The organism is Nonomuraea sp. NPDC049419 (genome assembly GCF_040676995.1).
Classification (GTDB): Bacteria; Actinomycetota; Actinomycetes; order Streptosporangiales; family Streptosporangiaceae; genus Nonomuraea; species Nonomuraea salmonea.
On the sequence record NZ_JBFAQB010000001.1, the window covers coordinates 742,053 to 749,567 of the forward strand.

The window sequence follows — 7,515 nt, forward strand, 5'->3', positions numbered from 1 at the left end:
GAACCACCTCGCGGTCCGGGTGGGCGCCATCACGTACCCGCTGCTCGCGCTCTGGCACTCGGGCTCGCCCGGCGTGGCCGGGCTGGTGATGGCCGCCGTGCTGCTGCCCAACCTGGTCGTCCAGCTGCCCGCCGGGGTGCTGGTCGACCGGCTCGACCGGCGCCGGCTGATGCTCTGGTGCGACGTGGGCTGCGTCCTCGTGACCGGCTCCGTCGGCGGGGCGCTGCTGGCGGGCGCGTACTGGACGGCGCACCTCGCGGTGGCGGGTTTCCTGCACGGCGCGCTCTGCGTCGTCCACGCGCTGGCCGAGCAGGCGGCGGTGCGTCACGTGGTCAGCGCGGGCGAGCTGCCCGTCGCGCTCGGCAGGAACGAGGCCAGGTCACGCGGCGCCGCGCTGCTCGGCCAGCCCGTCGGCAGCGTGCTGCTCGCGGCCGGGCGCACGCTGCCGTTCCTGTTCGCCGCCGCCGCCCATCTGGTCTCGCTCCTGCTGCTGCTCATGATCAGAAGGGACCTCCAGGAGAGCCGCGGCCCGGCGGCCGAGCCGCCGCTGCGCGCGGTGCGGGCCGGCGCCGCGTGGCTGTTCGCCCGGCCGTTCCTGCGCACGCTGGTGCTGCTGCTGTCGGCGTCCAACGTCGTCTTCCAGGCCGTCACGCTGGCGCTGATGGAGATCGTGGTCAGCGGGCACGGCTCGGTCGCGCTCGTCGGCGTGATCACCGCGCTGAGCGGGCTCGGCGGCATGGCGGGCGCGCTCACCGGGAGCTGGTGGGCGCGCAGGGCGGGCCTGCGCCCGCTGGTGATCGGCGCCTTCGCGCTGTGGTCCCTGGTGATCGCCGCGCTCGCCGTCAGCACGTCGCCGCCCGTGCTCGCGCTGCTCTACACGCTCATCGGGTACGCGGGCGGCGCGATCAACGTCTCCGGTCACGTCCGGCTGGTCCAGGTCACCCCCGACGCGCTGCTCGGGCGGGTGACCAGCGTCGCCCTGCTGGTCGGGATGGGCCCGGCCGCCGCCGGCTCACTGGCGGCCGGCCTGCTCCTGGACGCGGCGGGGACCACGCGCACCGTGCTCGGCATGAGCGCGGTCATGGCGCTGCTCGCGGCGGTGGCCGCGCTGAGCCCTGCGCTACGCGGCGAGCCCACGGCTCGCGCACAGAACAGAAGGGAAAGTGATGTCGGTAAGAACACCACGCATAGCCGTCCTGGGGGCCGGGATCGGCGGGCTCACCGCCGCCGCGACCCTCCTGCGGCAGGGCTTCGACGTGGACGTCTACGAGCAGGCGCCCACGCTGCGGGAGGCGGGCGTGGGCCTGCACCTGGGCTCCAACGGCAGCCGCATCCTGCACAGGCTCGGCCTGGCCGCCGGGCTGGACGCGGTCGCGGTGCGGCCCGCCGCGCTGGAGGTGCGCGGCTTCGACGACGGCCGGGTCTTCGCCAGGCAGCCGATGGGGGCGGCGTGGGCGGACGAGCACGGGGCCCCGTACTACACCGTCCAGCGCTCCGACCTGCTCGGGCTGCTCGCGGGGCTCGTCCCCGAGCGGCACCTGCACCTCGGGCGGCGCTGCACCGGCTTCGCCGAGGACGCGGACGGCGTGCGGCTGAGCTTCGAGCGGGGGCCGGCCGCCGAGGCGGACGTGCTCATCGGCGCGGACGGCGTGCACTCGGTGGTCAGGCGCACCGTCGCCGGGCCCGAGACGCCGGTCTCGTCGGGCTCCGTCGCCTATCGCGGGGTCGTGCCGTTCGACGCGCTGCCCGGGCTGGCCCGCGACACCATGTTCGTCTGGCTCGGGCCGTCCTCGCGGCTGCTCGGCTATCCCGTGGCCGGCGGGCGGCTGCTCACGTTCGTCTCGATCGTGCCCGAGGACGGGGACGGCGAGGCCGAGTCGTGGAGCGCGCACGGCGACGCGCGGGCCGTGGCCCGGGCGTTGACCGGCTGGGAGCCCGACGTGCGGCGCATCGTGAGCGCGATCGACGCGGTGGGGCGGTGGGTGCTGCGCGACAGGGCGCCGCTGGAGCGGTGGAGCACGGCGCGTACGACGCTGCTCGGCGACGCCGCCCACCCGATGCTGCCGCACCACGGGCAGGGCGCCAATCAGGCCATCGAGGACGCCGCCGCGCTCGCGCTCTGTCTCGGCCAGGCGCCGCGCGGTCCCGGCTGGCCCGAGCCGGCCCTGCGCCGCTACGAGCAGGTACGCCGCCCGCACACGACCCGGGTGCAGCTCGGCTCGCGCGGCGGCGGTTCGTTGAGGCTGCACGCGCCGGAACCGGCCAGGGTGCCCTGCTCCACCCCGGTGCCCAGGCCCGCCGCGCCGCGCGGCGGCGGGCTCGGCTCGATGGTCGAGGACGTCGGCTGGATCCAGAGCTATGACGTCGAGGCCGCGCTGACCGGGTCCTGACGAGATCCGGGCGTATAGGGCAGGTATGGGGGTCCTTCCTATCGTTCCTGCGAGATTGACGGATCGGCTGTCGGAGGGCGGGAGACGTGGAAGAGCCGTGGGCAGCGCAGTCAGCGCAGTCAGCGCAGCCGGCACGTAACGGCGACGGTGACCCTGGGCAGCCGCCGGCCGCGCACCAGCGGCGCTTCCTGGTGCGGGCCGACCCAGGCGCCCGCGCGCTGGCCGGGCACTGCGCCCGGTGGCAGGAGGCGTACATCGGCGCGGTGTTCGTGTCGGTGGGGGCGAAAGGGGAGCCGGCCGAGCTGGTCGAGATGTTCCTCGCGGCCGGATGCGTCGGGCGGCTGGTCACCTTCTACCAGCCGCACCTGGTGCCGGAGCTGGCCGAGCTGGCCAGGCTCGCCGAGACGACCTGGCGCACCGCCCGCCCGGACGGCGCCGCCTCGGAGGCGTACTGGATGGAGGTGGCGGAGGTGCTCGCGGTGGGGGCGACCGAGACGGCCGGGTTCGGCCAGGACGTCATCGAGCGGGCCGCCGCGACCGCGACACTGCTGAACGGCGCGCTGGGCCGCGGCGAGCTGCCCACCCCGAGACCGCTGCCCGCCCCGCCCGCGAACGGCGCCCCCGCGGGGCCGCCGCCCGCAGGGGGGACGGCCGCGCGGCTGCTGCGCGAGGGGGCCCGGCTGGTGTCGCTCGAATGTGAGCAGCGTGTCGAGGCCTTCCACGACCTCGGCGACACCCACCCCGCTTCTCCTGCTCCGGAGGCTTCGTGAAGACTTCCACGATCGTCAAGACCGTCCTCGACTTCGACGTGGCCGAGTACGTCACCGCCGCCCGCGTCGCGGGACGCCGCCACCTGGACCCGGCGCTGCGCGGCCGGATGGCCGACCTGTACGTCGACCTGCACGCCCTGCTGAGCGGCTCGCCGGCCACGCTGGACCGCCGGGAGCTGCGCGTGCTCAGGCTCGCCGAGCTGGCCCTGCAGAGCGAGTGGAAGCTGGCCGCGCGGACGGGCGAAGGCGTCGAGCCGGGCGGACCCGAGGGCCCCAGGGGCACCCGCTACCAGCCGTACAGCAACGTCAGGCTGCTCAACCACGCGCTCGGCACCCGCAGGCACGCCAGCGACGCGGTGGTGGAGCGGCACTGCCGCCAGGCGCTGAAGTACCTGGTGGACTCCTGGCTCGGCTACGAGCGCCGCACGGTGCGCGGCGAGGAGACGTGGGGGCAGCTCGACCTGCCGACGCCACGCGAGTCGGAGGAGCGGCTGCGCCGGCTGGAGGCGCTGCGCGCTGCCATGCGGCCGTGGCCCGCGCTGCTCGACCCCGGGCCCGCGCCGCCGTCGCGCTGGGAGGACTATCTGGGCGAGGCGGGCCGGGCGCGGATCCTCGAATACCTCATCAACCTGCCGCAGAGCAGCAAGCACGAGGAGAACGTCTTCCTGCGCGTCATCCACCTCACGGAGGCGGCCACGTCGGGCATCCTCGCGCGTACGGTCGCCGCCAACACCTGGCTGGAGTCCGGCGGCTACGGCGCCGCCGTGCGCTGCCTGGCGCTCGCGACGGAGCTGGCCCTGCTGCAGATCGACATCATGCTGGTGCTGCGGCGCACGATGTCGGTGGAGAGCTTCCTCGGCTTCCGCAAGGACACCGAGAACGCCAGCGCCATCCAGATGGCCTCCGCCCAGACGCTGCAGATCCACCTGCTCGGCGTGCATCCGCGCAAGGTCGAGGCGCTCGGCGGCATCGAGGAGAACGCCTTCCTGCTGCTCTACCTCAACCGCCACTTCCAGCCGCTCAGGTCGCTGCTGCAGCGGCTGGAGGAGACGGAGGAGACGCGGCCGGTGTTCGCCGCCGCGTGGGAGCTCGACGAGGCGTTGTTCCGGTGGCGGCGGCTGCACCTCGGGCTGGCGCACCGCTATCTCCCCAAGGACGTGATGGGGTCCGGCGGCACGGTGGGGGCGCCGTACCTGTCGGGGTTTTACCACGATCGGATCTTCGACGCGGAGGGCCGGCTGTTTCCGCACCCCGTGCCGCTCGCGATGCCGCCGATCGACGAGCGGGTCAGGGCCCGCTCCGTCTTCTCCCCGCTCAACTGAGCGATCAGACGGCCCACGGGCCGACATACCGAAAGGAAACCTCCATGGCAGGCATGATGGACAGGCGGCGCATGCTGGGCGTGTCGGCGGGCGCGGCGGCGGCCACCGTGATCGGCGCGGCGACCGCCGGGCAGGCGGCGGCCACCCCCGGGCACCGGCTGCCGCCGGTCCCCGGGATGAAGGGCGACCGGTGGGCCAACGAGTTCTGGTACGCCTTCGACCAGGCCACCTGGCACGAGGCGAGCCAGGAGTTCAAGGACGCCTGGGCGGCGGTGAAGGCGTACTTCGACGGCGGTGACGCCGAGCTGGCCATGGTGCTGGCGTGGATGGAGGACATGCAGTCCCCGTCGTACCCGGCCGGCTACGTCGACCTCGTCAAGCCCATCAAGGAGCCGCTGCGCGTCGTCTCCCGCATCCAGCTCGAGGTCTTCGACCGCTTCTACCCGCTGCACCACCCGCACAGCCGCGACCGGCTGGCGAGGGCGTTCGCCGACTTCGGCCAGGGCGTCCTGTACGACCCGCGCATCGAGGGCGTGCACTCCATGAACGGCCAGCCCGCGCCGGCCGGCTACCACATCTGGCACGCGATCCTGCGGGCGCAGACGTTCCTCGGCATCGACGCGTGGAAGTGGCAGATCATCGACCCCATGGTGGGGCTCGGCTGGGGGCTGCAGTCGATCGCGAAGCCGTCCCAGAAGGAGTGGAACCCGCCGCTGCCGCGCCACGTCGTGCGCGAGCAGAGCCGCAAGTGGCTCAGGCGGAGCCCGGCGGAGCTCGACCGGGCCTTCCTGTCGCAGCCGTACCCGGAGGACAACCCGGGCGGCAACCCGGCGGAGACGCAGGCGCAGCTCTTCACCGGGAAGACCGTGCGGTAGGTCTGGGCGGTAGGTCTGGGCGGTGGGTCCGGGCGGTGGGTCCGGGCGGTAGGACTGGGCGGTAGGGCTGGACCCACCGGGAAAAGGGGCCTGCCCGGCCTGTGCGCCGCGCGCCCGCCGCGCAGACTGGTGTCAGGACGGCTACGGCCGTCGTGCGACACGGAACACGCGGGAACACACGGGAACGGGGTGAGCGCCGTGCGGGAGGCGTTACGTCACCGGTGGATCGAGGTGCGGCGGGCCGGGGTCCGCGCGCTGGCAGGACTGTCGGGGCTCATCCTGGCCGGCCTGTGCGTGGGCGCGTTCGCGGCCATCCTGGCGGGCGGGCTCGGGCTGCTGCTCGTCCCGCTCGTCATGATCGCCGTACGCGCGCTCGCCGGGTTCTTCCGCAGGTCCGCGGCCGAGCGGCTCGGGGTCGCGGTGGAGAGCCCGTACCTGCCGCGTCCCGGCACGACCGGTGAGTTCTGGCCGCTGCGCCAGGTCAGGCTGTTCGGCTGGATCGTCACCGACCGGGCGACGTGGCGCGACCTGGCGTGGCTGCCGCTGAACGTGCTGCTCGGCGTGCCGCTGGCCGCCCTGTCGCCGCTGCTCGTCCTCTACGGCCTGTACGGCGTCCTGCTGCCCATCACCTACCCCCTGATCGACCAGCAGGTCGGCGCCGGGCCCGCGCACTTCCTGCTGCTGACCGTGGCCGACGTGCCGAGCGCGTTCCTCGCCGTCCCGCTCGGCCTGGCCGTGCTCGGAGCCGGGCTCTGGGCCGCCCCCTCAACGCTCGACGCGCACGCCCGCCTGACCGCCGCGCTGCTCGGACCCACCCGCGGGCAGCTGGAGCGGCGGCTGGCCGCGGTGACCGAGTCGCGCAGCGAGGCCGTCGACTTCAACGCCGCCGACCTGCGCCGCATCGAGCGCGACCTGCACGACGGCGTCCAGGTCAGGCTGCTCGCCCTGGGCATGAACCTGACCGCGATCCAGCGGCTCATCCGCGAGGACCCGGAGGCCGCCGAGGCGCTGCTGATGGAGACCCGCGAGAGCTCCGGCAAGGCGCTCACCGAGCTGCGCGACCTCGTCCGCGGCATCCACCCGCCGGTGCTGGCCGACCGCGGGCTCGCCGACGCCGTCCGCGCGCTCGCCATGGACCTGCCGCTGCGCGCCGAGACCGACGTCGAGCTGCCCGGCCGCGCCCCCGCGCCGGTCGAGTCGGCCGTCTACTTCGCGGTCTCCGAGGCGCTCACCAACGTGATCAAACATGCCGTGGCGAGCCGGGTCGCCGTTCGGATACGGTACGACCGCGGCGTGTTGCGCGCCGAGATCACCGATGACGGCATCGGCGGGGCCGACGCCTCGGCGGGGTCGGGGCTGCGCGGGGTGGAGAGACGGCTGTCGGCGTTCGACGGCATCGTGGTCGTGAGCAGCCCCCCGGGTGGTCCCACGATCGTGGTGCTGGAGGTTCCGTGCGTGTTGTCGTAGCCGAGGATCAGTTCCTGTTACGCGACGGCCTGACCCGGCTGCTGACGGCCCACGGCTTCGACGTCGTCGAGGTCGTCGACAACGGCCCCGGCACCCTCAGAGCGCTGACCGAGCTGCGGCCCGACGTCGCCATCGTCGACGTGCGGCTGCCGCCGTCCTTCACCGACGAGGGGCTGCGCGCCGCCATCGAGGCCAGGCGGCGGGTGCCGGGCCTGCCCGTCCTCGTCCTGTCCCAGTACGTCGAGCAGCTCTACGCCCGCGAACTGCTCGCCGACCAGGCGGGCGGCGTCGGCTACCTGCTCAAGGACCAGGTGTTCGACGAGGACCAGTTCGTCGAGGCCATCCGCAGGGTCGCCGCCGGCGGCACCGCGCTCGACCCCGAGGTGGTCGCCAAGCTGCTCGGCGGCAGGGGCGCCGACACGCCCGTCGCCCGGCTGACCGCCCGCGAGCGCGAGATCCTCTCTCTGATGGCCGAGGGCCGCTCCAACAGCGCGATCGCGCAGCGGCTGTTCATCAGCGAGAAGGCCATCAGCAAATACACCACCAGCATCTTCGCCAAGCTGGACCTGCCGGTGTCGGAGGACGACAACCGCCGGGTGCTGGCCGTGCTCGCCTACCTCAACGCCTGAGCCGCCCCGCGTATAGGGCAGATATTGGGTCGTACCCGATCGTGACGCCATTGGGCTGACAT

The 7,515-nt window shown here is 73.9% G+C and carries 6 protein-coding genes and 1 pseudogene; all 7 read left to right on the forward strand.

Going from position 1 to position 7,515, the window contains the following annotated elements; translation table 11 throughout:
• Window positions 1-19 precede the first annotated feature (19 nt).
• Window positions 20-1,102 (forward strand): annotated as a pseudogene (locus tag AB0K12_RS03520) (MFS transporter); the annotation flags it as partial.
• A gap of 64 nt (window positions 1,103-1,166) precedes the next feature.
• Complete coding sequence (locus AB0K12_RS03525) at window positions 1,167-2,390, forward strand: FAD-dependent monooxygenase (RefSeq protein WP_364555258.1); 1,224 nt, start codon at window positions 1,167-1,169, stop codon at window positions 2,388-2,390.
• 86 nt (window positions 2,391-2,476) lie between these two features.
• A complete protein-coding gene (locus AB0K12_RS03530; RefSeq protein WP_364555259.1) occupies window positions 2,477-3,160 on the forward strand; it encodes a hypothetical protein in 684 nt (227 codons plus the stop codon).
• Complete coding sequence (locus tag AB0K12_RS03535) at window positions 3,157-4,482, forward strand: hypothetical protein (protein WP_364555260.1); 1,326 nt, start codon at window positions 3,157-3,159, stop codon at window positions 4,480-4,482. Before AB0K12_RS03530 ends, AB0K12_RS03535 begins: the two co-directional genes overlap by 4 nt.
• 44 nt (window positions 4,483-4,526) lie before the next feature.
• A complete protein-coding gene (locus AB0K12_RS03540; protein ID WP_364555261.1) occupies window positions 4,527-5,357 on the forward strand; it encodes a hypothetical protein in 831 nt (276 codons plus the stop codon).
• A 189-nt stretch (window positions 5,358-5,546) separates the two neighbouring features.
• Complete coding sequence (locus AB0K12_RS03545; protein WP_364555262.1) at window positions 5,547-6,824, forward strand: histidine kinase; 1,278 nt, start codon at window positions 5,547-5,549, stop codon at window positions 6,822-6,824.
• Window positions 6,809-7,453 (forward strand): response regulator transcription factor, encoded by a 645-nt coding sequence (locus AB0K12_RS03550; RefSeq protein WP_364555263.1) that lies wholly within the window; start codon window positions 6,809-6,811, stop codon window positions 7,451-7,453. The genes AB0K12_RS03545 and AB0K12_RS03550 overlap by 16 nt, the downstream gene beginning before the upstream one ends.
• The last annotated feature ends 62 nt before the right edge of the window (window positions 7,454-7,515 follow it).

Excerpts from the sequence above, each read along its gene's own strand:
- AB0K12_RS03540 (WP_364555261.1), top strand. The coding sequence starts at position 4,527 with ATGGCAGGCATGATGGACAGGCGGCGCATGCTGGGCGTGTCGGCGGGC.
- AB0K12_RS03525 (WP_364555258.1), top strand. The coding sequence starts at position 1,167 with ATGTCGGTAAGAACACCACGCATAGCCGTCCTGGGGGCCGGGATCGGC.